Here is a 21,943-nt window from a genome sequence, read left to right as displayed (position 1 = left end):
AAAATCACAAGGCGGCATGAACCCGCTTTTACTATAAAAACAATTCCTCATCCCACACCACGAAAGCCGCGTTTATGCGGCTTTTATTCCGTTTGGCTGACATAAGCCGCCATTTCGGCATCCGTCAGTTCCAAAAGAGATGAAGTCGGGAGCGCTTCAAGAAACAGCTGTCCGTATCCCGCCGTTTTTACACGCTGATCTAAAAGAACGATTGTTCCCTTGTCTCCCGCCGTACGGAGCAGGCGCCCGATCCCCTGTCTGAACGTTAACACGGCCTCAGGCAGGGAAATCGTCTGAAACGGATTTTTCCCCTGTTTCTTGGCAAATTCGCATTTTGCGGCATGAAGCGGATTGTCAGGCGCCCTGAAAGGAAGTCTTGCGATCATGACGGTTGACAATTCATCCCCCGGAAAATCAACGCCTTCCCAGAAATGATTCGTCCCAAGCAAAATCGCCCGGCTTGCCGTTTTAAAGGTTTTCATTAATTTACCGGGACTCCCGCCCGAAATACCTTGGGCGAGAAGCTGAATGCCTGATATCTCCATACTGAGTTTCAGTTCCTGATACACTTTTTTCAGCATATCATGAGACGTAAACAGGACAAGGATCTTCGGCTGTTTTCCCTTTGACATGATTTCTGCATACTTGGCAATATGCTCAATGACTTCCCGCTCTCCGTCATATTTAACGGATTTCATCTCTTTCGGAATGATGACGTTCATCTGATCATCGTAAGAAAAAGGAGACGGGATGCTTTTGGTGCGCGGATAAAAATCCGCAAGTCCGAGCCTTTCAATCATAAATTGAAAAGACTGCTCCACCATTAAGGTCGCTGATGTGAGCACAACGCTTTTTTTGCGGGCGAAAAACTGGTCTGCCAGCATTTCACCGGGCTCCAAAGGCTGCGCATAGATGCTGACGGCATTTTTTGCGCCCTTCGCATCAATTTCAACCCAAACGGCTTCTTTCTCATCATTTTCAAACAGCAGCCTGCTGAACGTATCACGATATTCTTTCAGCCCCCTGATACACTTTACATATTCGGCCGCTAAAAAAGCCGCTCCGCTTTTCATCTGTTCAAGCTTTTGATGTAACAGTTTCTCCTGTACTGAAAACATGTCAAGCAGCTGATCCAGCATCGCGCAAAGCCGCTCCGCTCCGTCCGTTATCATGTGAAACCCTTTATCCTGGCTTTTATGATTGAGACTATAGACGAGACGGTTCAGATCGTCTTTAGGTTTTCTTCGTTTGACAAAAGAATGCACTGAACTGAAAAATGCGTCGCTTTCCGATTGAATATGCTTCATCCACTCATCGGCGTCAAAAAAACTTTCCGCCGGCAGTTCATACGTATAAAACAGTTTTCTCATCCGCTTTAACAGTCCGTGTTCCTTTAAGGTGCCGATTCGGCTGAGCTTTGTGTGCAGTCCGATGTATGAAGCTCTCTTCCCCAGGTGCTCGCTGGCAGCGCGTTCGAAATGATGCGCTTCATCAATGATGATTGTTCCGCTTGCAGGCAGTTTTTTCGTTTCACTGCTTTGATCTGAAAACAGCAAAGCATGGTTTGTGATAATCAGATCTGCGGCCTGCGCTTTTTCTTTAGCCCGTTCATAAAACCCGGCAGCCGAGTCCTTCCCTTTTTTAAAAAAAGAATTCTCATCGTAAGCCATGCGCTCCCACAGCAATCTGCCGCCTGATGGAAGATTCAGCTCAGCGGCGTCGCCCGTTTCAGTCTCCGTCAGCCAGACGAGAAGCTGCGCTTTCGTCAAAACCGCATCATAGTTGTCATCTTCCTCATGCAGAATATGTTCAAACTTAGGCAGGCACAGATAATGTGATTTCCCTTTTAAAATAGCAGCTTTGACCGGCCAAGGAAACATACGCTCCAAAAGCGGGAGATCTTTAGACATGATCTGCTGCTGCAAAAGAGTAGAGTACGTGCTGATAATCACGGGAGTCTGCTCCGCTTTGGCAAATAAAACAGCCGGAACGAGATAACCGATCGTTTTTCCGATGCCGGGCGCCGCTTCAATCAGCGCATGCTCCCGATTGCGGAAGGCGCCAAGCACTTCATCCATCATCGAAAGCTGCCCTTTCCGCTTTTCATAGCGGGGGATGATATCGGATAAGATCTGTTCTTTTTCTTCGTTCCACTTTTCAAGGTCAATGGCCGCATTCACCGGACGGGAAACCGGAATATGATCGGGCTCTTTAATTGAAAAAGAGGCGTATGGAATGCAGCTCTTTTCTTCCGCCGGCCTGCTTTCATGTATAAAAGAATCCAAAAGCAGCGTCAAATCGCTGATAAAATGCTGTGAAAGCCTTCTAAGCTGCTTTAATGTCGGTAAAGGCAAATGTTTCAGTTTATGTAAAATGTCTAAAAAGACCAGTCCCGTAACCTCCGCATCGCTGTCTGCGCGGTGAGGGCGGTCATGAACAATATTCAGCTCCGCGCACAACTCACCGAGCTTATATCCTTCAAACCCCGGGAAAACAATACGCGAAAGCTCAACCGTATCAAGCACTTCACAATCCGGCAGCTCATAGCCCGCTTCGCTCAGTTCATGCCGGACAAATCCGAGGTCGAAATGAATATTGTGGGCAACAAAATACGCGCCGTCAAGCAGATGAAAAATCTCTTCTGCGACCGCTTCAAACGGCAGTTCATTTTCAACCATTCCGGACGAAATTCCGGTCAGCTGTTCAATAAACGGCGGAATGACTTGATTCGGATTGATATATTTTGAAAACCGCTCAGTTATTTGTCCATTTTCAATGACAACCGCTGCGATTTGAATGATTTTATCGCCCTTTTTCGGCGAATTTCCTGTTGTTTCGACATCTATGACAACGAACCGTTGTTTGTTCATTAAAATGGACACCTCAATTCTTGCATACGAGAAAAGTGTAACACGTTTTGTTGAGAAATGGAGCCAAAAAACAGCTTTTGCCCCTAAATCTTAAAAGAAAACCCCCATGAAGGGGGCTCTTTTACAAAATCGTGTGTGCCGGCTCCTGGCCCAGCATCTGCTCGATTTTATTCTGATCATCCAGAACAGCCACCTTCGGCTGATGGCTTTTTGCTTCCTGATCAGACATCATTTGATAAGAAATAATAATGACTTTATCTCCTTCTTGGACGAGACGGGCGGCTGCTCCGTTTAAACAGATGACGCCGCTCCCCCGCTTACCGGGAATAATATACGTTTCAAGTCTCGCTCCGTTGTTATTATTCACAATCTGAACTTTTTCATTAGCGAGCATTCCGACGGCATCTAAAAGATCTTCATCAATCGTAATGCTGCCGACATAGTTTAAATTGGCTTCCGTCACGGTAGCGCGGTGCAGTTTTCCGGCCATCATAGTGCGGTACATATTATGATCTCTCCCATTCATCAATATCAATAATGATATTATCAATCAGTCTGGCTTTAGAAAATTGGACGGCGCAGGCCAGAATGACCTTGCCGTTTAATGTTTTAAGCGGAGTCAGCTCCGGATAAGCGTACAGTTCGGCATAATCAATGACGCCGCTTGTGTTTTCGATGATATCGGTGACGGTTTTTATAACGGTTTCCGGATTTCTTTCACCGTCTCTGATCAGTTCGGCACCTTGCTGCAATGCTTTATAGATCATCGGCGCTTCTTTGCGTTCCTGCTCTGTCAGATAGACGTTGCGAGAGCTTTTGGCAAGTCCGTCTTCTTCTCTGACCGTGTCCACTGCAACCAATTCGATATCCATAAAGAAATCCTCAATCAATCCGTCCACAACCGCTGCCTGCTGGGCATCTTTCAGGCCGAAGTAGGCGCGGGTCGGTTTAACGAGATTGAAAAACTTCGTCAGCACAGTGGCCACTCCGTCAAAATGGCCGACGCGGGAGGCGCCGCACAACACGTCAGTTCTCCTTTTCACTTGCACGGCAACATTTTGCTCGCCTTTATACATATCACTTGGAGACGGCGTAAACAAAACATCTGCCCCCGCCTGTTCTGCAAGCCGGGCATCGCGCTTTAAATCCCGCGGATATGCCTCGTAATCCTCGCCCGGTCCGAATTGAGTCGGATTGACAAAGATGCTCATCACGACAATATCGTTTTCTTTGCTTGCTTTTTCAACCAGCGTCAGATGTCCTTCATGAAGAAAACCCATTGTCGGGACGAATCCGATCGTCCGGCCTTCTGAGCGGTATTGTGCAATCAATTCTTTCAGCTGTTGAGTTTCTGTCAGTTGTTTCATCGCTTACTTTCCTCCGTACAAGCCTTGCAGCACAGTTTGGTTTATCTGAAAGGAATGCTTTTCTTCCGGGAAAACCCGTTCTTTCACATCACGGACGTAATCGCTGAGGGCCGACTCAATCGTGCCGTCGATTTTGGCGTATTGCTTCACGAACTTCGGTGTTCTGTCCACGCCGTGGCCGACGACGTCATGATAGACAAGGACTTGGCCGTCCGCTTTTGAACCGGCTCCGATTCCGATGACAGGAATGGATACTTCTTCTTTTATTTTAGCAGTCAGTTCAGCAGGCACGCATTCAAGCACGAGCATCATCGCTCCCGCCTGCTCGCATTTGATGCTGTCTTCAATGAGCTTTTTCGCGCTTTGCTCATCTTTTCCCTGCACTTTATATCCGCCTAATACGCCGACAGACTGCGGTGTGAGGCCTAAATGGCTGACGACGGGAATTCCGCCGAGAGTCAGCGCGCGGATGGATTCGAAAACGCCGTCTCCGCCTTCCAGCTTTAACGCGTCCGCGCCGCTTTCCTGAATAATGGCCGCGGCGTTTTTCATTGTATCTTCTTTTGAAAGGTGGTAAGACATAAACGGCATGTCAGTTACGATAAACGTATTTTTCGCACCGCGTTTTACCGCTTTTGTATGGTGAATCATGTCACTGACCGTTACGCCGACTGTTGAATCGAGTCCGAGCACGACCATTCCGAGCGAATCCCCGACTAAAATCATGTCGACTCCCGCCTGTTCCGCAAGCTTTGCCTGCGGATAATCGTAAGCGGTCAGCATCACGATCGGCTCTCCGTTTTCCTTCATTTTCATGAAATCCAGTTTTGTTTTCATTCTGTTTCTCCTCCTCTAAACGGTGAGGAGATGAGCCGCCAATTCTTCGCAAGCAAAAAAGCCTTCTGTAAAATAAGAAGGATCCCACTTGTTTAACGTTCGGCGAATGTCATCCCTCTGTCCCAGTCCTTTTTTGGATCAAGGCAGACTTTTCGTAATCTCTGTTCTGCTGATCAGGTGCAGTTCATTATGATACTGCCCATAGGAAGTATACCAAATTCACGAGGCTTGTACCAACTAAGATTAATTGAGCTCAATATCGGCAGAATATATCTTCTTTATGCCGTCTTTCGTTTCCAAGAGAAGAACTCCCTCATCATCAATGCCGAGCGATTTCCCGTAAAACGTCCCTTGCAGCGTTCTCGCTCTGAGCTCATTCCCCAGTCCGACCGCATAGCTTTCCCATAGCAGCTTGATCGGTGTAAAGCCGTGGTTCAAGTAATCCTGATAGCGTTTTTCAAAAGTCAGCAGAATCTCTTGTATCAGACCCGCTCTGTCAATTTTTTCGCCGGCTTCCATGCTCAGGCTCGTCGCAATGTCCTGAAGCTCGCCGGGAAAATCGGTTTCCTGCTGGTTCACGTTGATGCCGATCCCGAGAATAACCGAACGGACACGGTCTTCTTCCGCCTGCAGCTCAGTTAAAATCCCGACGGCTTTTTTGCCGTGAATCATTAAATCATTCGGCCATTTAATGGCGGGCTGTACGCCTGTAAAAGCCTCGATGGCCTGTACGACCGCAACGGCGGATAACAGGGTGAGCTGCGGCGTTTTTTGCAAAGGAACGTCGGGTCTCAGAATGAGGCTCATCCAAATCCCGTTTCCCTCCTGTGAATGCCATACTCTGGCCATTCTTCCTCTGCCAGCCGTTTGTTTATCGGCGACTACGAGCGTTCCTTCCGGCGCGCCGTCATTGGCAAGTTCATGAGCGGTTTTTTGGGTGGACGGCAGGACGTCCCGGTAATGAAGCTGTTTGCCCAAAACCTCTGTTTTCAGCCCGAAACGGATTTCGGATTCACTGAGTTTCCCCGGTTTTTTAATGAGCCTGTACCCTTTTCTTCTGACCGCCTCAACCTCATAGCCCTCTTTGCGGAGCTCCTCTATATGTTTCCAAACGGCGGTTCTCGAGCAGCCGAGCGCGTCACTTATTTTCTGCCCGGAGATAAAGCCGTCACCCGCCTCAGAAAATAAATCAATTAATCGGGTTCTTAATGTTGATCCCATGATGCGAGCCACTCCTTTATGTCATGTTTTCGGTTAGGAAGCTTCCCTGCCAATACCGCTTCTTCGATCCGGCGAAGTTCTTCGGCCACCCATTTACCCGCGCGGCGGTTTCTGAGCTCCATCAGATCAGCGCCTGAAATGTCGAGGTCTCGAAGGCTTTTGATCGGCAGCTGCTCATACAGGCTCTGAACCTCTTTCAGCTTTTGTTCATCAATCGTCTTATGCTTTTTCAGCATCCCGATTTTAACGGCTGAAAACAGCGCCTCTCCCGCCCGGTACATCGCTTCCGCTTCCAGCTGCACCGGATAAACGCTTATGATTTGCACCGCTTTTTTTATGACTTTTCCCGGCAGTTTCCATTGTTTTAAAAACGCCTCGGCGCTTTTCGGGCAAAGACCGAGAAGCAATAACAGCGCTGCCCAGCGTTCTTCGCGTGCATCTAAAGAAGAAAACGGAAATCCGCTTGCTTCAAGCATTTGCTGCTCATAACCGGAAAGACCGGGCAGCTCTTGTATCAGACCTGTTTGCACCATCGTTTGAATCGCTTCTTGTGAGGAAACGCCCTGCAGCAGCTTTTCAAACTCGACGGTCTTTCGTTCTACTGATACATGTGCCAAAAGCTCCCTGTCTTTCATGATGGCCTCTCTTGTTTCTTTTTCTAACAGAAAGCCGAGCTGACTCATAAAGCGGACGGCTCTCATCATCCGCAGAGCGTCTTCCCGAAAGCGGTCTTCAGGGTTACCCACCGTACGGATCAGCTTTTGTCCGATATCATGTGCGCCTCCGAAATAATCAAGCAGCTCTCCTTCGGCAGACATCGCCATCGCATTAATCGTTAAGTCTCTCCGCTTTAAGTCTTCTGATAAAGAAGTAATGAACCGCACAGCTTCAGGGCGCCGGTAATCCTTATATTCTGATTCGGCACGAAAAGTGGTGACTTCATAGGTTTCATCTTCCCACAGGACGATGACGGTGCCGTGCTCTTTTCCTACATCGACAGTCCGCTTAAAGAGACGCTCCACCTCATTCGGCGAAGCGCTGGTTGCGATGTCCACATCACCTATTTTTCGTTTCATATAGCTGTCTCTGACGGCTCCCCCGACAAAGTACGCCTGATGGCCCGCCTTCATCAGATGATGAAGGATGGGGAGGGCTTTGACAAATTCCTGTTCCATAAGATCACTCCGGTCCTGCCAATTCGTCATAAATCCGTTCATACTGACTGACGATTCTTTGCGAAGAAAAGGCGGTCTCCGCCATTTTCAGCGCATGATCAGTCAATCGTTTGCTGAGCTGTTTATCTTCTAAAACGGCAAGCGCTTTTTCAGATGCCGCCTGAATATCGCCGACTTCCACCAGAAAACCGCTTACTTGATCTTTAATCACTTCCGGGATTCCGCCGATATTTGTTCCGATGCACGGCACGCCGCAGGCCATCGCCTCAAGGAGGACGAGTCCGAAACTTTCTTTTTCAGACAGAAGAAGCTTAAGGTCGCTGATGGAATACAGCTCTTCCACCCTGTCCTGATTTCCGAGGAGCAGCACTTGATCCTGCAGTCCGTATTTTTCGACAAGCTGCCAAGCGACGCACTTTTCCGGCCCGTCGCCGACAAGCAGGAGCTTCGCCTTTGTTTTGGCTGCGATATTACGGAAAACGCGGATGACATCTTTAACACGTTTTACTTTTCTGAAGTTCGAAACATGGATGACGACTTTTTCATCCGGCAAAATGCCATGTTTCTCTTTTATACTCTCTGTATTTTTCTTAAGATAAACACGTTCATCAATAAAGTTGTAGATGGTCTCAATTTTTTTATCCGGCTTGATTAAGTCATATGTTTCTCCGGCAAGCGCGGTTGATACCGCCGTCACTCTGTCGGACGCTTCGATGGCAAAACGGATTAAATCTTTTAATGACGGATCATATCCTAAAACGGTGATGTCCGTACCGTGAAGCGTCGTCACGATGCCGATGTCGCGCTTGAGCATCTGCTTGGCAAGATAAGCGCATACCGCATGCGGCAGCGCATAATGCGCGTGGATGATATCAAGATTTTCCCTTGCGGCAACCTCGGCGATTTTGCTCGCCAGCGTAAGGTCATAAGGCGGATATTTAAATACCGCGTATTGGTTGACTTCCACCTCATGAAAATGAATATTCGGATGATATGTATTTAATCTGAACGGGATGCTTGATGTGATGAAATGAACCTGGTGCCCTTTTTCTGCAAGCAGCTTGCCGAGTTCCGTCGCAATAATACCCGAGCCTCCGACACTCGGGTAGCATGTAATCCCTATTTTTAATGGTCTCATTGTCCGCCCCCAAAAACATCATCATTCAAAACGGGAAGCTGTTTTGAAAAGAAACCCTCGGCATACCCCGTCCCGGCTTCTTTGCCATACAGTCTTTCCCGCGCTTCCACCATTTCAATATAACCGTTGGTCAGCGGTGTGTTCACTGACTGCGCCGTAGGAATAAACTGGCTTTGATAGGCGTGCAGGCTTTCTTTTTTCAGATCGATGGTTTCCGTTATGTCGATTACAAAGTCCGGACGGTGAAACCCGTTGATCATATAATAGTATACGCGCTGAGCCTTATGAGCCGGCAGTTCCTGATGATCTCTGTATTTATGAATTCCCGCCGAGAACACCGCCTCTTCGACCAAAGCCGCCGCATTGCCGTGGTCAGGATGGCGGTCTTTCGGATAAGGCATGAAAACGGTTTTCGGCCGGCAGGCTCTGATGACACTGACAATCCGGCGGATGCCGTCCTCACTTTTCAAAAGCCCGCGGTCGGGAAGCGTAAGCTGGATTCTCTCTTTTACGCCGAGAATTCGTGCCGCCTCTGCCGCTTCTTCTTTTCTTATCCCTACCGTTCCGTTGGATGATAGTTCGGCCTCGGTCAAATCGCATATCACCGCGGTTTTTCCTTGAGCCGTAAATTTTGCGATCGTGCCGCCCATACCGATCTCGACATCATCACTATGGGCGCCGAACGCCAGAATATCAACGTGTTCAGACATTCGGCTCTCCTCCGCGCACAAGATTGCGGAAATCAAATGCCCCGCCGTCCAGTGTCCGGACGAGGATTTCCGCTGTTCCCATATTTGTGGCAAGCGGGATCGCGTATACGTCACACAGCCGGATCAGCGCCGAGACATCCGGTTCGTGAGGCTGCGCAGTTAATGGATCGCGCAGAAAAATGACGAGATCCAGGGCATTTGCTGCAATCAATGCGCCGATTTGCTGATCTCCGCCGAGCGGGCCGGATTGAAAACGTTCAACGGACAATCCGGTCGCTTCCTGGATTTTCAGGCCTGTCGTACCTGTCGCGTATAACTCATGATGGCTCAGTATATCTTTATATGCGGTCGTAAACTGAACCATATCCTGCTTTTTTTTATCGTGAGCAATCAAAGCGATTTTCATTTGATGTTCTCCCCCTTGCCGATTCAGTCGATAATATTTTCGAGTCCGTATACAAGCTGGTCGATTTTCATCACTTGCTCCACTGACAGCTTCACTCCTGACATAAAGGAAGCCCGGTTATAGGAGTCATGGCGCAGTTTCAGCGTCTGGCCGTCCATGCCGAACATGACTTCCTGGTGGGCGATAAGGCCCGGCAGACGCACGCTGTGAAGGCGGATGCCGTTTAATTCAGCACCGCGGGCGCCCGGCAGAATTTCTTTTTCATCAGGATGGCCCTGCTGCTTTTCTGTACGGACGCTTGAGATCATTTCCGCTGTTTTCAGCGCCGTTCCGCTCGGGGCATCCAGCTTTTGATCATGATGAAGCTCAATGATTTCTACATCTTCAAAATAGTTGGCGGCCATTTGTGAGAACTTCATCATCAGCACCGCGCCCAATGCAAAGTTCGGAGCGATGATGGCGCCGATTCCTTTCTCTTCAGTCAAGCCTTGAAGTTCCTCTAAATCGGCTTCAGAAAATCCGGTCGTACCCACAACGGGGCGGACGCCGTGTTCAAGAGCGGCTTTCGTATGTTTTTTGCCGATTTCAGGCGTTGTCAAATCGATCAGCACATCCGGTTTTGTTTGTTGGAAACATGCGCGGATATCCGTATAAATAAGAGCGTCTGAATCAGCTGACATCACTTCCCGCAATGTTTGCTGATCGTATGTATGGTCAATGGCGCCGACAAGCTCAAAATGAGGCGTGCGGACGGCAAGTTTTACGGCCTCCTGGCCCATTCTGCCTCTCGGTCCGGCAATGACGACTTTAATGGTTTCATTTGACATGGTTTCTCCTACTTTCCTTCTTCTTTTCTAGTCCAGCGGTCTTTATCACGTGTATTAAATTTATGCATGACGCGGTTATGAGCTTCCTCCAATGAAATATCAAGGGAGTTGGCGAGGCAGATCAGGACGAACAGCACATCGCCCATTTCCTCTTCCATGCTTTTCTCATTTTCCGTCGTTTTCTTCGGCTTTTCCCCATAATAATGGTTGACTTCTCTTGCAAGTTCGCCCAGTTCTTCCGTGAGACGGGCCATCATGGCAAGCGGGCTGAAATAGCCTTCTTTGAATTGGCCGATATATTCATCGACCTCAGCTTGTAAGTCTTTCATCGTTTTGTCACTCACTGTGCGAATACCTCCTGTCATCTCTTCCATGTTAGCTAATTCAAGTACATTTGACAAATGTTAAAAACGGCAGTTTGCTGTTTTCTTTTGTATCCACTATAATATTTACGCAATCTTATGGAAGGAAAAGGGGTTTGATGCAATGCTTGGAGAAATCAGAATCAAAAACATTTGCTTTATTTTAATCGGCGCCGCTGTTTTTTCATTCGGACTGGTTCACTTTAATATGCAGAACAATTTGGCGGAAGGCGGATTTACCGGCATTACGCTGCTTTTATATGCGTTATTCCACATCAGCCCTTCTATTTCCAACCTGGTATTGAACATTCCTATCTTTTTCATCGGCTGGCGCATGCTCGGCCGGACGATGTTTGTCTATACCCTGATCGGCACCGTTTCTCTTTCTGTTTTTCTGAGTGTTTTTCAGCGCTACGAAATTCATATGCCGCTGTCCCATGATTTAGCGCTGGCCGCCTTATTCGCCGGTGTATTTATCGGCGCGGGTCTCGGCATTATTTTTAAATACGGCGGCACGACGGGCGGGGTCGATATCATCGCCAGGCTGATCAACAAATTTTTCGGAATCCCGATGGGCCGGACGATGTTTGCCTTTGACGCCTGTGTCATTCTTCTTTCTTTGTTTACGTATCTTTCTTACAAGGAAGCGATGTACACGCTTGTAGCCGTTTTTGTCGCTGCGAGATTGATTGATTTTATACAGGAAGGCGGCTATGCCGCAAAAGGGGCAACGATTATTTCTTCGAAAAACGATTTGATCCAGCAAAAAATCATTGAAGAGATGGAGCGCGGTGTCACCGTTTTAAAAGGACAGGGATCATATACAAAAGAAGACAGGGACGTTCTTTACTGCGTCGTTCCGAAAAACGAAATTGTGCTTTTGAAAAGCGTCATCACTTCCGTTGACCCGCACGCCTTTGTTGCAGTAAGCGACGTCCATGATGTGCTCGGCGAAGGATTTACGCTTGATGAAAATAAAAATCCGATCAGACGATAATAAAAAGGCGGCTTTTGCCGCCTTTACTGTTCGTGTTTCCATTTGACAACCGGTGATTTTTTCTTTTTCAATCGGCGGACGAATGCCGGACTGACATTGAGCGTCTGCTCGACGAAGCGCTGCGGCGTCAGTGCCAGCCATTGGTTTAAAGAGACGTCTTCGAAACGGTCGCTTTTGAAGATTTCCAGAAAGCGAAGCACGGTGTCACCGGTATTCTGAACATAATGTCCCATTGCAAAAGGAACATATCCTACGTCACCCGCTTGATAGTTAAATGTCCGCGCTCTTCCCTCCGCCGCAAACACCGTCATTTTCGCTTCTCCTGAAAGATAATACTGCCACTCATCCGTATTCGGATGCCAATGCAATTCTCTCATGCCTCCGGGTTCGACTTCCACAAGAGCTGCGGCAATCGTTTTTGACGCCTTAAACGTTTTTGAATCGACAATCTTTACTCTTCCCCCGCTGGTAACAAGAGGCTCCTGCCGGGAAAGCTTGTAGCTGAACGGCTCCAAAACGGTGCCTTCCGGGGAAGAAACTGCTGCCTGCTCAATCGGGGGAGGCGGTTCCAGTTGGAACATGTAACGCTCTTTCTTGTGAATGTAGGCCAAGTCATATCCGGGAACACCGAAGTTCGCCTCCAGCACGCTGCGCGGGGTGTGGGCAAACCAGTCCGTTACTGAAAAGGTGCTGTTTTCTGAAAAAGAGCCGTCATCAAAGACAAGCAAAAACTCACTGCCCCGTTCCATCCCTTGAATGGAATGAGGAATGCCGGAAGGAAAATACCACAGATCCCCTTCACTTACGTTATCAATAAAATTCCGCCCATTTTGATCAACCGCAGTTAAACGGACTTCTCCGTTAATCACATATCCCCATTCGGCTTCTTTATGCCAATGAAGCTCCCGCACAGCTCCCGGTTTCAGTCTCATGTTTACCGCCGCGATGTTTTTTGATACCGGCAGTTCCCTGACCGTCACCTCTCTGGACCATCCGCCGTCTTCAAGCCTCATATGCGTATCAGAAAATGAGAATTTCAAGTTTTGAACCGTTCCTGCATCCGTTGAGGGCGGAACGAGCATGTCAGGATTCTGGAAGTCACGCGCGAGGTTTCGCGGTCCTTCGTCAGTCGCCCCTTTTCTGCCTCTGATCGGCTGCGGGAGGTGTTTTGAAGCCAATTGCTGGATGAGTTTTTTCACTGACTTAGCTCCTTTACAGCAATTTGTGTTTATTTAGACTTAGGATACTCACGCTTTTTCTCTTTCTTTTTTTCCGCTCTGTATTTTCGGTAGCCGACATATGTCAGCGCAGTAATAATGATACCGCCTGTTGTCAGAATGACCCAGAGCAGCGAAGGGTCAGCGTCATCCCGCTCCACCTTGTCAAAAACCCGCTTTAAATCCTGCTGCAGGAGCGTCAGACGCTCAAGCTTTGTTCCTTTTGTCATCTGCTGAAACCCGTCCTGCTCAATCACCTCGATATGTTTCGCCACCGTATCAAGCTGGCCGGCCGACACATCCATTGTCAGGCTGGGATAAATTAAATCATATAATGATATAAATTCATTCCACTTTTCATTGAAATTTTCACTTCCGTTTCCGCTGACATCTTCTTTTAAGGCGCTGAATGTCGCCATAATCGGTCTTTCAAGCGAACCCCACAGCGGATCGGAGTGGTCTTCCATCGCATCCATTACCAACCTGAACTGGGCGGCTGCCCGGATTTTTTCGGTATCTGAGGCGTCTGCCTGTTTCAGAACGCGCACTAAATCATTGAAACCCAGAGTCACCTGCCTGACTTCGGCGCCGCTCAGTGAGTTTACGTGTGTCATTTTTTTCTTAAAGTAGCCAAGCACTTGCAGAGCCTCATCATACTGCGAATGCCGCGTCATTTGGAAAACGGTATCCGAAAGGTCGTTCAGTTCCTTGAGACCGCCCTCATCTTCAGCTTTGGCAGTTGTGATGAAACACATAAGAGCAAGTAAAAGACAGATCGTCAGCTTTCGTTTCATAGAGGTCCCTCCCACTCCTTCTCTTTACAGAATATGAGGAGCGGGACAAGGTTAGACCAAGATTCTATCAGTGTAAGTCAAGCTTTATCCGTCTTTTGGAAATCACCAAATAGTATGCAAGGCCGAGTGAAAATATGCTCAGCCAGAATGTAGCATAGCCGATTACTTGCATATAGTCATTGAGCATTGAGTAGCGGGGCATCATGCCGAAAAGATAATCAATGACATCATTATGAAGCGTCCAAACAGCGGCAACGGCAAGATGCCATAACCGGAACCGAAAATACGGGCTGTATAAAACGCCTTGAACGGCCATGGCAAAATGTGAAGCAATCAGCATGTACCCTTCCCAAGGCATCTGCCCCATTTTGACCAGCACAAAGACATTCATTCCGACCGCCCACAGCCCGTATTTTACAAGGGTTACAAGAGCCAGCGCTTCAAACAGCGGCGCGTTTCTTCCCATGAGAAATGCCAGAAGCACGAACAGGAAAAAAAACGTCGCCGTCGGGCTGTCAGGCACAAATATCAGAAATCGGAACGGCGTGTCCGCAAGCTGCGGCACATACCAATAATAGCCGTACACCGTACCGATAAAATTAACGGCAAGAACAAGCAGAAGCATGCCGCGCAACCCCAAAAGATAAGAAATCCACCTCATACCATCAACTCTCAGTCCGTAAAAAGTATGTATCATGAAAAAAAAGCTGACATCCGGTCAGCTCTTTTCATAAAAGTATATCCTGCTATTGTCTACTTCACAATACGTTATTTCGCTGTCGTTTCAGAAATGAACTTCGCCAGCTGATCAAGCTGTTTGTCATTCCCTTTAAAAATACCGGCTGGCATCTGCCCTTTCCCTTTGACGGCAATTTTTTTAATTTCTTCCGGGCTCAGCCCGTTATCGACCAGGGACGGTCCGGCGCTTCCGCCTTGAAGATTATCCCCGTGACAGGAAATACAGCCTTGTTCTTTAAATACCTTATAACCGTCTGATTCAGTATCAATGGCGGCTTCTTTTTTGATTTTCCCTTGCTCCTCCGCCTTCGCCCAGTCATGCGTCGCGACTGACTGCCACGTTAAAAAGACCGTAGCGCAAAGCGCCAAAAGCATCATCCCGACCGCGACCGGACGCTTCCACGGCCTTCTTTCAGACCCCCTGTCGAGAAACGGAGCCAAAAGCAGCGACCCGAAGGCAAGACCCGGTATAATCATCGCGCCGATAACGGTGTAGCTCCCTGCGGCATATTCATATTTTAATAGCTGGTATAAAAATAGAAAATACCAATCCGGCAGCGGAATATACCCTGTATCCGTCGGGTCCGCCACCCGTTCCAAAGGCGGCTCGTGCACAATCGTTAAAACGAGAAATCCGACGAGGAAAACGGCCCCGACCATCCATTCTTTCAGCAGGAAGTTCGGCCAAAACGCCTCTGTCTTTCCAGGATACTCTGAATAGTCTTTCGGTATATTCGGTTTTTTTTCAGCCGGTATCCTTGAATCTCCTACAAACTTCATTCCTTTCCCCCGGTGCATGTCATCCCCTCCCTTTTATATCAGATTTGTATTAAAGCGGTCCTGAAATTCCCTGCTTGCGGATCATGACAAAGTGGGCGCCCATGAGCGCAAACAAAGCGGCAGGGAGAAAAAATACGTGAATCGCAAAAAATCTCGTCAGCGTTTGGGCGCCGACAATATCGTGGTGGCCGGCAAGAAGAGTTTTCACCTGCGCTCCGATCAATGGCGTCGCCTCCGCAATCTGAAGACCTACCTTTGTCGCAAACAGCGCCTTCATATCCCATGGAAGCAGATACCCTGTAAAACCGAGACCGAGCATCACAAAAAAGATCAGAACACCGACGATCCAGTTCAATTCCCGAGGCTTTTTATAAGCTCCCTGAAAGAAAACCCGCAGCGTATGTAAAAACATCATCACAATGACTAAACTTGCGCCCCAATGGTGCATACCCCTTACAATCTGCCCGAAAGCGACTTCATTCTGCAAATAATACACAGATTCCCACGCGTTTTTTATATCCGGCACATAATACATCGTTAAAAACATCCCGGACAGTACTTGGATAACGGTTACAAAAAACGTCAAACCGCCGAAACAATAGACAAAAGCCGAGAAATGGTGAGCGGGATTTACATGTTCCGGCACTTCATGGTCGGCGATATCCCGCCACATCGGCGTAATATCGAGACGTTCATCCACCCAGTCATAAATTTTATTCAGCATGTCACCCTTCCCCCCTAGGCTTTGCTTTTCCAAGATACAAAAAGCCGTCCTTTACTTTTTGCTCATAACGGTCAAGAGGCGCGAGCGGCGGCGTGCCCGGAACGTTCGTGCCGTCTTTTTCATACAGCCCGTAATGGCAGGGACAAAAGAATTTGTTCGGATTTTTAGGATCATTGTTCCAGTTTACGGTGCAGCCCAAATGTTTACAGATCGGAGAAAGCGCTATAATTTCATCCCCATGCTTGTAAACCCAGGCTGACCTGGATTCTTCCGATTCGTACCAGGCGTCGACTTGATGAATTTTAAAGTCAAACCGCTTCGGCTCCTTCGTTAGCTCATCCACACTGACAACCTGCACCATTTTTTGATCTCCCGTCGGTTTTAATACCGGGTCCAGCGCAAAACGGACCATGGGCATAAGCGCACTGGCGGCCATAAATCCCCCCACGCCGGTGAGCGCATAGTTTAAAAATTGTCTTCTTGATATATCTTGTTTTCCGCCCATCTCTTCCCCCCCCTAAAGATTGACCAAAAATTAACTAAAATAGAAAATAATTCAGAGATTTGACACCCTCATAATATATGAATCTTTCAGCAAGGTCAACAGAGGCAAAACGGGTGTTTTGCGGGATGTATGGAGTTTTTAAGAATTGTTCCACTTCTGTAACAAAACGTTCAAAATTTCTCCGCACTTGTCATCCGCTATTTTTCTCTTTAAAGAGTCTTTCATATGTTCAAACGGAACGGCAGGAATGTATATGACATCAGACCCTATTTCAGAATCCTTCCATTTTTCGTCTGCCGTCAGGAACAAGGCGTGCCGGAAGTTGGTCATCACCTCTTCTTTGAGTTTTTGAAGCAGGGCGATTTGTGATTGATCTATATCAACATATGTATAAGAGGGGAATAAATATACCCGTCCCTTCAATTGGCGCTCAAGCTCTTCAGAAAGCAATTGGGTGCTTTCCCCCTGTTCAACGGCCTCTTTTAAGCCTCCTGAAGATGTTATGGAAATTAACGGAATGACAGCGGTATCAATGTAATCCGCAGATTGTAAATAGGCATCGGCATCAGCGGCCCTCCATCTCATGTCTCGTTCCTCCTCTTTACGCAACAAGCCTTGCATATTCTGCAAGGCTGTCATTTATGTGAGCTGATTCAATTGGCGGGAAAGCTTTTCAAATGTTTCTTTGTCGTGGCGGTCCAGCGCCTCGTCGATATCTTTAAGCAGCTTTTCCCGCTGGAAAGTGGAAATGGCATGTTCTAATATTTTTTCGGCCATCCCCTGATCCTGTTTATTTTCAAACAGGTCTTTCGGCAGATGCGGATTTGATTCAAGAACAGCGGCATATTCCGGTGAGCTGTAGGCCGAACGGAAATTCAGCTGGATAAATAAATCCTGCTGTTTATTTAACCGGATGTCGTGAAAAGATTTTTCCGCGTCCGTAGTCATGACATTTTCTTTGTAAAACCTAAACGGCACCTCATCAACGCAATGAGTAGACATGATAATGCCTCGCGGGCAAAATTCGGCTTGTTCTACAAAATGGACTTTTTCCATTAATGAATCATGACTCATTAAATAATTTAAAATCCAGACGCACTCCCGGCGTTTAAGCTGATAATGATTTAAAAACCAACGGATAAAATCCTTTTTTTCATTGACAGAAACAGGGGTCTGCATGTAATTCCCTCCTCTATCGATCGTATAATCTGACATCACTTATACATTCAGCAAGCATGGTCCAAAATCCTGCTTATCTTAAAAATTCATCCTCTATCCGTAAGATTGTTTCTTCAAGCTCTTCGTTTGTTCCATCCATTGAAAGCACTTGTTTTAAAAGCGGCAGCGCTTCTTTCTGGAGACCCTCTTCCAATAAGAAGTGAGCGTATTCATATAAGAAATCCCGATCATCCTGATAATGGAGATACGCAGCTTCGAAGCTTTTTTTCGCTTCAGCGTATTGCTCAAGGCCTGTATAGGCACCCGCCAAATACCAATTGTATTTCGAATCTTCTTCTCCGTAGCCGCGGACTTCCTGAATCAGATCAATAATCTCTTCAAAGCTTTCTTCTTTATGATAGACGGCTAAAAGCGTATGGAGCGCTTCCACGTAACCCGGATCGAGCGCCAGCGCTTCCTGAAGAAGCTTTTTGCCTTCTTCTGCGTTGCCGAGCTTTAACGCCATTTTCGCCGCATAGAGAAAGAGCTCTTTATTGTATTCATCGTAAGTAATGCCTTCTTTAGCGGTTTTTAATGCATCTTCATACATGCCTTCTGCCTCGTAGCTTTTTGCAAGCGGCATATAAAGCGATGAATAGGAAGGATCAAGCCCTTTTAAATCAGACAGCTGCTTGATGGCTGTTTTGACCATTCCCGCCTGATAGGCTGTGAACCCGTACCCGAAAATCGTATTCGGTTCTGTATGTTCTGCCGCCGCTTTTTCATACCATGAAATCGCTTCCTCAAATTCACCCGCCGCGCTCAATGACTCAGCCAGCCTCTGATGAACATTTACGCCGCCGATTTCGTGCCGTTCTTTTGCCGTCTCTTCATAGTAAGGAACGGCTTTTGCGTATGACCCCTGAGTGAAGTATAATTCCCCCAGAGCGAAATCAATAACAGGTTCATCTTGTAACATCGCTTTCGCCTGTAACAGCTTTTGCTCACTTACTTCAAATAAGCCCTGCATCTGATACAGATCAGCCATTAAAAGAAGGCTTTCCGCGTAAGACGGGTCTTCCGGAGAAATCGTCTCCAGCACCTCAAGAGCTTTTTCTTCTTCATCAATATCTATTAACAATTCGGCGTAAAAATTCGTCAGCTCAGACTCATCCGGATAAAGGTCATGCAGATCACTGATCAGCGCTAACGCTTTTTCGGCGTTTCCCCATTCATAGTAGAGCTGGGCTGCAATGGCTTTGTCTTCGTCTTGAAGCTCTGTTTCAGCTTTTGAAAGCGCTTTGAGTCCCTTTTCGGTTTCACCTGCTTCAACTAATTTTATGGCTTCTTGAATCAATGTATTCAAATCAGACCGGTCCTTTCTTTTCCTATACCTCATCAACCAATGAAAAGGGTTTTTTTCAGGTTATTCTTATCATAATTCAGACAGAGCCTGCCCGCAAATAAGATGCTTCACCCGGCATTATAGTTTATCAGAAAATAGTTAAGAGGAAAACGGCAAAAAAGGGGACGGCATCTTTATACGCAGACAGCACAATTTGTTCCGGCTGTATCTGTAACGAAAACGCATTCCCCCTTTCTTTTATTTTTCTGTTTAAGACAAGCTATGTCAAAGCCCAAGATTTTATGACACATGAAGAAAAAAGCCCGAAGAATCGTCTTCAGGCTTTTTTGGCTAATTGATCTAAATGCTCAAAAAATGACGGATATGAGACATGGATCGCCTCAGTATCACGGATGTCAATCGGCTCTTCTGTCAGGCATGAAGCGATACCGAGCATCATGCCGATGCGGTGGTCGCCGTGGCTTGACACATCGGCTCCGCCCGCAAGCGTTTTTTTGCCGTGTATTTTCATGCCGTCTTCAGTCGGTTCAATGTCTGCGCCGATTTTCCGGAGCTCTGATACGACGGTGTCGATCCGGTTCGTTTCCTTCACCTTCAGCTCCGCAGCGTCTTTAATGACAGTTGTGCCTTCAGCCTGCGTTGCCAAAAGGGCGATAATCGGGATCTCGTCAATTAAACGGGGAATGATTTCTCCGCCGATTTCTGCCGCTTTCAGATCTGAAGTTTCAATAACCAGGTCTCCGTAAGACTCCGCGCTGTCCGCTTCTGAAGGAATCACTTCAAGTGAAGCCCCCATTTGCTTTAAGACATCAATCATTCCCGTGCGTGTCGGGTTCAGGCCGACATTTTTCAGCACAATCCGGCTTTCGGGAACGACAGCGCCTGCCGCGAGGAAAAAGGCCGCTGAAGAAATATCGCCGGGCACGAAAATATCAGCTCCCCGGAGCTTCTGACCGCCCGTTACGGAAGCGCTCGTCTCCGTTTCCGCAAGCTCGGCGCCAAAAGCGTTCAGCATCCGTTCCGTATGGTCTCTTGACTTATGAGGCTCAGTGACGGTCGTCGTCCCTTCAGCCTGAAATCCGGCAAGCAGCACGGCGGATTTGATCTGCGCGCTTGCAACAGGGGAGACGTAATCAATGCCTTTCAATTGTCCGCCTCTTACGGATAAAGGCGTAAATCCTCCGTCCGCTCTTCCGTCAATCACGGCTCCCATCTGTTTTAAAGGCTCCGTCACCCTCTTCATCGGGCGCTTTGCAATACTTTCGTCGCCCGCTACCGTACTGTGAAATGGGCGTCCGGCTAAAATGCCGAGCATCAGGCGGATGGTCGTGCCGGAATTTCCGACATCAAGAAGGCTGTCAGGCTCACAAAGTGCGTCAATGCCCTTCCCGTATATCGTTACATCACTTCCGTTTTGTTCAATGGAGACACCCATTTTTCTGAAGCAGGCAATGGTGCTCAGACAATCGGCTCCGGGCAAAAAGTTTTTTACCGTTGTCGTTCCTTCCGCAAGCGCTCCGAACATAACAGAACGGTGGGAGATGGATTTATCCCCCGGAATATGAATTTCACCGTTTAAAGACGTCACTTTTTCTCTTTTCAATGTTTTCCACCTCAGTCAGCGTAAAATGTGTCATATTTGGCGCGGGATTGAATGCAGGTTTCCGCGCGCTTCCGGTCATCATCAGTCTGGAAACTGATTCTGAGAATTCCGTTAATATCTTCTCTTGTTTCGATAATGCGGATGTTGGTGATACTGATTTTTTCTTCTGCCAATATCGCCGTAATTTCCGAAATGACCCCCGGATGATCGGGAACATCGACATAAAGGTCATAAAAGGACGGGATCGCTCCTTTTTGACGGAGCGGCAGACCGTCGCGATAATCTTTCGCTTTTTTAAAATATCCGAACAGGCTGTCCGCATCTTCATTTTCTACATAAGATTCGATCGTGTCAATCTCCCGTTTCCATTCTTTGAAGCGGTCAAGCAGTTTATCTTTGTTATGAAGAAGTATGTCCCTCCACATCGCCGGACTGCTTGAGGCGATCCTGGTGATGTCCCGAAAACCGCCGGCTGCGAAACGTTTCAAATACGGATAATCTTCTTCAGCATGATGAGCCTGATGTACGAGGCTTGCAGCAACGATATGAGGGAAATGGCTGATGACGCTCGTTACGCCGTCATGCTCCTCGGGGGTCATCTCCACAAAGTGGGCGTTTGCCGCTTTCAAGAGTTCCTTCAGATGCATTACTGACTCTTTAGAAGTTGATTTTCCGGGTGTTAAAATGTAAAACGCATTTTCGAATAAAAATTCTTTCGCGGCAGCGGCCCCGGATTTATGAGATCCCGCCATCGGATGGCCGCCGACAAATTGATAGTGAGCCGGAAGCACTTTGTCGGCGTAGCTGACGACTTTCTGTTTCGTGCTGCCCACATCCGTAATCAGGAGTTCATGGGTGATGTCTGATGCGGCCAGCACATCGAGCATTTTCAGCGTTTGGGCGACAGGCGTGGCGATAATGACAACAGACGCTTGCTGCGCCCCTTCCGTAAATGAACCGGCCCGCTCGTCAATAATTCCGAGCTTCAGCGCGGCAGTGAGCTGTTCTTCCGAAATATCCACACCGATAATCCGTTTATGCGGATGCTCCTTTTTGATGGCCAATGCGATCGATCCGCCGATCAGCCCGATCCCCGCAAGCAATATAGTATCCTTCATTTCACTCATTTCCTTTTTCAACTATTTTAA

General features: G+C 47.7%; 23 protein-coding genes. 1 reads left to right on the top strand and 22 read right to left on the bottom strand.

The window, feature by feature from the left end; genetic code table 11:
* Nucleotides 1-83 precede the first annotated feature (83 nt).
* The 11 genes from dinG to OQ477_RS03900 form a co-directional block, all read right to left on the bottom strand.
* A complete protein-coding gene (gene dinG / locus OQ477_RS03950) occupies nt 84-2,870 on the bottom strand; it encodes an ATP-dependent DNA helicase DinG (protein ID WP_265971455.1) in 2,787 nt (928 codons plus the stop codon).
* 121 nt (nt 2,871-2,991) lie between these two features.
* Nucleotides 2,992-3,375 (bottom strand): aspartate 1-decarboxylase, encoded by a 384-nt coding sequence (gene panD, locus OQ477_RS03945; RefSeq protein WP_003153510.1) that lies wholly within the window; start codon nt 3,373-3,375, stop codon nt 2,992-2,994.
* A 1-nt stretch (nt 3,376) separates the two neighbouring features.
* The gene (gene panC / locus OQ477_RS03940; RefSeq protein ID WP_012117844.1) at nt 3,377-4,237 is read right to left on the bottom strand and encodes a pantoate--beta-alanine ligase; all 861 of its coding nucleotides are present in this window, start codon (nt 4,235-4,237) and stop codon (nt 3,377-3,379) included.
* Nucleotides 4,238-4,240: 3 nt separating this feature from the next.
* Nucleotides 4,241-5,074, bottom strand: a complete 834-nt coding sequence (gene panB, locus OQ477_RS03935) for a 3-methyl-2-oxobutanoate hydroxymethyltransferase (RefSeq protein ID WP_007612211.1) — start codon at nt 5,072-5,074, stop codon at nt 4,241-4,243.
* Between the two features lie 243 nt (nt 5,075-5,317).
* On the bottom strand, nt 5,318-6,295 hold the full coding sequence (locus OQ477_RS03930) for a bifunctional biotin--[acetyl-CoA-carboxylase] synthetase/biotin operon repressor (protein ID WP_044802159.1): 978 nt from the start codon (nt 6,293-6,295) through the stop codon (nt 5,318-5,320).
* Complete coding sequence (locus OQ477_RS03925; protein WP_265971450.1) at nt 6,280-7,470, bottom strand: CCA tRNA nucleotidyltransferase; 1,191 nt, start codon at nt 7,468-7,470, stop codon at nt 6,280-6,282. Before OQ477_RS03925 ends, OQ477_RS03930 begins: the two co-directional genes overlap by 16 nt.
* Nucleotides 7,471-7,474: 4 nt before the next feature.
* The gene (gene bshA / locus OQ477_RS03920; RefSeq protein WP_007612214.1) at nt 7,475-8,608 is read right to left on the bottom strand and encodes an N-acetyl-alpha-D-glucosaminyl L-malate synthase BshA; all 1,134 of its coding nucleotides are present in this window, start codon (nt 8,606-8,608) and stop codon (nt 7,475-7,477) included.
* The gene (gene bshB1 / locus OQ477_RS03915; RefSeq protein WP_003153501.1) at nt 8,605-9,318 is read right to left on the bottom strand and encodes a bacillithiol biosynthesis deacetylase BshB1; all 714 of its coding nucleotides are present in this window, start codon (nt 9,316-9,318) and stop codon (nt 8,605-8,607) included. The genes bshA and bshB1 overlap by 4 nt, the downstream gene beginning before the upstream one ends.
* Entirely contained in the window at nt 9,311-9,724 is a 414-nt protein-coding gene (gene mgsA, locus OQ477_RS03910) for a methylglyoxal synthase (RefSeq protein ID WP_003153499.1), read from the bottom strand. Before mgsA ends, bshB1 begins: the two co-directional genes overlap by 8 nt.
* Nucleotides 9,725-9,747: 23 nt before the next feature.
* A complete protein-coding gene (gene dapB, locus OQ477_RS03905) occupies nt 9,748-10,551 on the bottom strand; it encodes a 4-hydroxy-tetrahydrodipicolinate reductase (protein WP_101669898.1) in 804 nt (267 codons plus the stop codon).
* A gap of 8 nt (nt 10,552-10,559) precedes the next feature.
* A complete protein-coding gene (locus tag OQ477_RS03900) occupies nt 10,560-10,895 on the bottom strand; it encodes a nucleotide pyrophosphohydrolase (RefSeq protein WP_003153495.1) in 336 nt (111 codons plus the stop codon).
* Between the two features lie 142 nt (nt 10,896-11,037).
* Between OQ477_RS03900 and OQ477_RS03895 the strand changes: the two genes are divergently transcribed.
* Nucleotides 11,038-11,910 (top strand): YitT family protein, encoded by an 873-nt coding sequence (locus OQ477_RS03895; protein WP_003153493.1) that lies wholly within the window; start codon nt 11,038-11,040, stop codon nt 11,908-11,910.
* Between the two features lie 23 nt (nt 11,911-11,933).
* Here OQ477_RS03895 and OQ477_RS03890 read toward each other — a convergent pair whose 3' ends face one another.
* The 11 genes from OQ477_RS03890 to OQ477_RS03840 all read right to left on the bottom strand — a co-directional run bounded on the left by OQ477_RS03890 (nt 11,934) and on the right by OQ477_RS03840 (nt 21,922).
* Entirely contained in the window at nt 11,934-13,109 is a 1,176-nt protein-coding gene (locus OQ477_RS03890; protein WP_265971449.1) for an oxalate decarboxylase family bicupin, read from the bottom strand.
* 29 nt (nt 13,110-13,138) lie between these two features.
* Nucleotides 13,139-13,921 (bottom strand): sporulation protein YpjB, encoded by a 783-nt coding sequence (gene ypjB, locus OQ477_RS03885; RefSeq protein WP_007612217.1) that lies wholly within the window; start codon nt 13,919-13,921, stop codon nt 13,139-13,141.
* 67 nt (nt 13,922-13,988) lie between these two features.
* Complete coding sequence (locus OQ477_RS03880) at nt 13,989-14,582, bottom strand: DUF1405 domain-containing protein (protein ID WP_007612218.1); 594 nt, start codon at nt 14,580-14,582, stop codon at nt 13,989-13,991.
* 107 nt (nt 14,583-14,689) lie between these two features.
* Nucleotides 14,690-15,457 carry a menaquinol-cytochrome c reductase cytochrome b/c subunit gene (locus OQ477_RS03875; protein WP_007409471.1) on the bottom strand — a complete coding sequence of 256 codons (768 nt, stop codon included), beginning with the start codon at nt 15,455-15,457 and terminating at the stop codon, nt 14,690-14,692.
* A 31-nt stretch (nt 15,458-15,488) separates the two neighbouring features.
* Nucleotides 15,489-16,163 carry a menaquinol-cytochrome c reductase cytochrome b subunit gene (gene qcrB, locus OQ477_RS03870; RefSeq protein WP_003153485.1) on the bottom strand — a complete coding sequence of 225 codons (675 nt, stop codon included), beginning with the start codon at nt 16,161-16,163 and terminating at the stop codon, nt 15,489-15,491.
* Nucleotide 16,164: 1 nt separating this feature from the next.
* Complete coding sequence (locus OQ477_RS03865; RefSeq protein ID WP_003153484.1) at nt 16,165-16,668, bottom strand: ubiquinol-cytochrome c reductase iron-sulfur subunit; 504 nt, start codon at nt 16,666-16,668, stop codon at nt 16,165-16,167.
* Nucleotides 16,669-16,806: 138 nt separating this feature from the next.
* Nucleotides 16,807-17,253: a YpiF family protein gene (locus OQ477_RS03860; RefSeq protein WP_003153483.1), complete on the bottom strand. Its 447-nt coding sequence runs from the start codon at nt 17,251-17,253 to the stop codon at nt 16,807-16,809.
* A gap of 54 nt (nt 17,254-17,307) precedes the next feature.
* Nucleotides 17,308-17,847 carry a ReoY family proteolytic degradation factor gene (locus tag OQ477_RS03855; protein ID WP_003153482.1) on the bottom strand — a complete coding sequence of 180 codons (540 nt, stop codon included), beginning with the start codon at nt 17,845-17,847 and terminating at the stop codon, nt 17,308-17,310.
* Between the two features lie 73 nt (nt 17,848-17,920).
* Nucleotides 17,921-19,192 carry a tetratricopeptide repeat protein gene (locus OQ477_RS03850; protein ID WP_265971445.1) on the bottom strand — a complete coding sequence of 424 codons (1,272 nt, stop codon included), beginning with the start codon at nt 19,190-19,192 and terminating at the stop codon, nt 17,921-17,923.
* A 316-nt stretch (nt 19,193-19,508) separates the two neighbouring features.
* On the bottom strand, nt 19,509-20,795 hold the full coding sequence (gene aroA / locus OQ477_RS03845) for a 3-phosphoshikimate 1-carboxyvinyltransferase (RefSeq protein WP_265971444.1): 1,287 nt from the start codon (nt 20,793-20,795) through the stop codon (nt 19,509-19,511).
* Nucleotides 20,796-20,806: 11 nt separating this feature from the next.
* A complete protein-coding gene (locus OQ477_RS03840; RefSeq protein ID WP_007612226.1) occupies nt 20,807-21,922 on the bottom strand; it encodes a prephenate dehydrogenase in 1,116 nt (371 codons plus the stop codon).
* Between the last annotated feature and the right edge of the window lie 21 nt (nt 21,923-21,943).

Origin of the sequence: Bacillus sp. ChL18 (assembly GCF_026241425.1) — a bacterium.
Taxonomy (GTDB): Bacteria; Bacillota; Bacilli; order Bacillales; family Bacillaceae; genus Bacillus; species Bacillus velezensis.
The sequence above is the reverse complement of the archived record's forward strand: the minus strand, read 5'-3'. Positions and strand labels throughout refer to the sequence as shown.

Excerpts from the sequence above, each read along its gene's own strand:
- dinG (WP_265971455.1), bottom strand. The coding sequence starts at position 2,870 with ATGAACAAACAACGGTTCGTTGTCATAGATGTCGAAACAACAGGAAAT.
- panD (WP_003153510.1), bottom strand. The coding sequence starts at position 3,375 with ATGTACCGCACTATGATGGCCGGAAAACTGCACCGCGCTACCGTGACG.
- panC (WP_012117844.1), bottom strand. The coding sequence starts at position 4,237 with ATGAAACAACTGACAGAAACTCAACAGCTGAAAGAATTGATTGCACAA.
- panB (WP_007612211.1), bottom strand. The coding sequence starts at position 5,074 with ATGAAAACAAAACTGGATTTCATGAAAATGAAGGAAAACGGAGAGCCG.
- OQ477_RS03930 (WP_044802159.1), bottom strand. The coding sequence starts at position 6,295 with ATGGGATCAACATTAAGAACCCGATTAATTGATTTATTTTCTGAGGCG.
- OQ477_RS03925 (WP_265971450.1), bottom strand. The coding sequence starts at position 7,470 with ATGGAACAGGAATTTGTCAAAGCCCTCCCCATCCTTCATCATCTGATG.
- bshA (WP_007612214.1), bottom strand. The coding sequence starts at position 8,608 with ATGAGACCATTAAAAATAGGGATTACATGCTACCCGAGTGTCGGAGGC.
- bshB1 (WP_003153501.1), bottom strand. The coding sequence starts at position 9,318 with ATGTCTGAACACGTTGATATTCTGGCGTTCGGCGCCCATAGTGATGAT.
- mgsA (WP_003153499.1), bottom strand. The coding sequence starts at position 9,724 with ATGAAAATCGCTTTGATTGCTCACGATAAAAAAAAGCAGGATATGGTT.
- dapB (WP_101669898.1), bottom strand. The coding sequence starts at position 10,551 with ATGTCAAATGAAACCATTAAAGTCGTCATTGCCGGACCGAGAGGCAGA.
- OQ477_RS03895 (WP_003153493.1), top strand. The coding sequence starts at position 11,038 with ATGCTTGGAGAAATCAGAATCAAAAACATTTGCTTTATTTTAATCGGC.
- ypjB (WP_007612217.1), bottom strand. The coding sequence starts at position 13,921 with ATGAAACGAAAGCTGACGATCTGTCTTTTACTTGCTCTTATGTGTTTC.
- OQ477_RS03880 (WP_007612218.1), bottom strand. The coding sequence starts at position 14,582 with ATGAGGTGGATTTCTTATCTTTTGGGGTTGCGCGGCATGCTTCTGCTT.
- OQ477_RS03875 (WP_007409471.1), bottom strand. The coding sequence starts at position 15,457 with ATGCACCGGGGGAAAGGAATGAAGTTTGTAGGAGATTCAAGGATACCG.
- qcrB (WP_003153485.1), bottom strand. The coding sequence starts at position 16,163 with ATGCTGAATAAAATTTATGACTGGGTGGATGAACGTCTCGATATTACG.
- OQ477_RS03865 (WP_003153484.1), bottom strand. The coding sequence starts at position 16,668 with ATGGGCGGAAAACAAGATATATCAAGAAGACAATTTTTAAACTATGCG.
- OQ477_RS03860 (WP_003153483.1), bottom strand. The coding sequence starts at position 17,253 with ATGAGATGGAGGGCCGCTGATGCCGATGCCTATTTACAATCTGCGGAT.
- OQ477_RS03855 (WP_003153482.1), bottom strand. The coding sequence starts at position 17,847 with ATGCAGACCCCTGTTTCTGTCAATGAAAAAAAGGATTTTATCCGTTGG.
- OQ477_RS03840 (WP_007612226.1), bottom strand. The coding sequence starts at position 21,922 with ATGAGTGAAATGAAGGATACTATATTGCTTGCGGGGATCGGGCTGATC.